The sequence below is a fragment of the uncultured Leptotrichia sp. genome (assembly GCF_938036635.1).
GTDB lineage: Bacteria > Fusobacteriota > Fusobacteriia > Fusobacteriales > Leptotrichiaceae > Leptotrichia > Leptotrichia hongkongensis.
This window is the reverse complement of sequence record NZ_CALHQO010000430.1, coordinates 1-2561: the sequence shown is the minus strand read 5'-3', so window position 1 is coordinate 2561 and position 2561 is coordinate 1. Positions and strand designations below refer to the sequence as shown.

The 2561-nt window shown below is 30.4% G+C and carries 2 protein-coding genes and 1 pseudogene; all 3 read left to right on the top strand.

Annotated features, from left to right (window positions below):
* The coding region (locus tag Q0370_RS08600; protein ID WP_299574664.1) for a pseudouridine synthase at positions 1 to 464 on the top strand (464 nt) is incomplete at its 5' end.
* A gap of 131 nt (positions 465 to 595) precedes the next feature.
* Positions 596 to 1806, top strand: a pseudogene (locus Q0370_RS08595) (IS256 family transposase).
* A 7-nt stretch (positions 1807 to 1813) separates the two neighbouring features.
* The coding region (locus Q0370_RS08590) for a histidinol-phosphate transaminase (RefSeq protein ID WP_299574661.1) at positions 1814 to 2561 on the top strand (748 nt) is incomplete at its 3' end.

The window sequence follows — 2561 nt, the reverse complement described above, 5'->3', positions numbered from 1 at the left end:
TTAGCAAAAGTGCAGGTTTTGCAAATAAAAATAAAGAAAATGACTTAGATTTAGAGAATCAAAGTAGTTTTGGAAAGGAAAATCTGAAAGAAGACGAAACGAAAATAGTTATTGAAAGACGGATTTTTCGGGATGGGGACAATTTGGAAAGAATAATTGATGAGCGGGGGCAATACGCAAAAACGGCTGTAAAAGTCTTGAAAACTTATCCTGAAAAAAATGTGACATTAGTTGAATGTGAACTGTTTACTGGACGGACTCATCAAATTCGAGTTCACCTAAAATCTATCGGACACATAATTGTAGGAGACGAACTTTATGGAAAAGGTTTAAACAAAGAACTTGGAATAAATAGACAATTTTTGCACGCCTACAAGGTAAAATTTACACATCCTGCAACAAAAAAGGAAGTTGAATTGGAAATACCTATTTTTAATGATATGAAAGACTTTTTAGAAAATTAGTCAAGATAAATAATTTTACAGAATAACAATAGATAAAGAATAATTAAAATTAAAGGGTGTGTAAAAATTTTTGTGTAAACCTCTAAATAATATATGGTAAAATAACTATATAATATTTGGAGGTTTTTGTTATGGCTAAGAAGAAAATTGACAACGAAATTTTTAAAACACTGATTGAGGATTACAATATTAAAGATACTAATGATATTAAGGATATGCTTAAGGATTTGCTTTCGGGTACTATTCAAACTATGCTTGAAGCTGAAATTGAGCATGAACTGGGGTATGCTAAACATTCTATGAAAGATAAGACTACTTCTAATGCTAGAAATGGACATTCCAAGAAAACTGTTAGAAGTGAGTACGGCAATATTGACTTAGATATTCCTAGAGATAGAAATGCTGAGTTTGAACCTCAAATCATCCCTAAATATCAAAGAGAAATTACTGGTATTGAAGGATAGATTCTTTCTCTTTATGCTAAAGGAATGAGCAACAGAGATATCGAGGACCATCTTAATAATCTTTATGGAATTGATGTTTCGCCATCTATGATCAGTAAAATTACAGATAAAATTATACCTGAAATTAGGGAATGCAGTCTAGACAGCTTGAGGATGTATATCCAATAGTTTTTATGGACGTTATCCATTACAGTGTAAGAAAAGATGGAGTTGTTGTTAAAAAGGCAGTATATTTAGCTATAGGAATAGATAAGGAAGGAAGAAAGGAAGTTTTAGGATTTTGGATAGGAGAAAATGAATCAAGCAAGTACTGGTTAAATGTTTTAAATGAATTGAAAAACAGAGGAGTTCAGGATATACTAATTATGTCTGTTGATAATTTAAAAGGGTGCAGCGAAGCAATATCTTCAGTGTTTCCAAAGACAGAAATTCAAAAATGTGTGGTTCATCAAATTAGAAACAACATAAGATACATATCTTACAAAGATACAAGGGAATTTACATCAGACTTAAAGGAAATGTATAATACACCAACACTGGAACAGGCAGAGTTTAAACTGGATGAATTAGAAGAAAAATGGGGTAAAAAGTATATGGCAGTAATTAATTCCTGGAGAAATAACTGGAATGAGTTGACAACATACTTTAAATATGATACAAAGATAAGAAAGCTGATATATACGACAAACCCGATAGAAAGCTTAAACAGACAATTAAGAAAGTATACGAAGACAAAATCACTTTATCCGACAGATGAAGCATTAATGAAATCAATATACCTAAGCTTAAAGGAAGCAACAAAGAAATGGACTGGAAGAATACCAGGCTGGGGAGAAATATATTCACAGTTAAGTATTTATTTTGAAGGAAGAATTTAAAAACAGGATGATAAAACTACCATCCTGTACCATATATTATATTTTGAGTTTACACAAAATTCTGTACACTCTCTCTTTATTAATAATATGTAATCCTAATAATCCTACAGGAAAGTTTTTAAAACTTACCCAAACAGAAGAAATATTGAAGGAATGTAATAAATACGATACGAAATTGTTTATAGATGAAGCCTTTATTGAATTTTTGGTAGATGGAATGAAGGAAAGTATTATTAATACTGAGGAAAATAAAAAGAATTTATTTGTAACAAGAGCCTTTACAAAGTTTTTTGCTATTCCTGGTTTAAGATTGGGATATGGAATGTATTTTGATAAGGAACTTGAAAAGAAAATATCTGAAAAAAAAGAGCCGTGGAGTGTAAATAATATTGCAGAAATGGCAGGATTGACAGTACTTGATGATGCTGAATATATAGAAAAAACATTAAAATGGATAGCAGCAGAAAAAAAATATATGTATGAAAAACTGAATGAAATTTCAGGAATAAAGGTTTATGAAACAGAAGTAAATTTTATTACTGGAAAAATATATGAAAATCTGTTTTCAGAAGGGATAAATGTGAAGATACTGAGGGAAAAAATGCTTGAGCAGGGGATACTTATAAGGGATGCTTCAAATTTCAATTTTCTGGATGAAAGATTTTTCAGGCTGGCAATAAAGGATAGAGCAAGTAATGAGAGGGTTATTGAGGCGATGAAGGAGATTTTTATGAATAATGAATTTAAAAAAATAA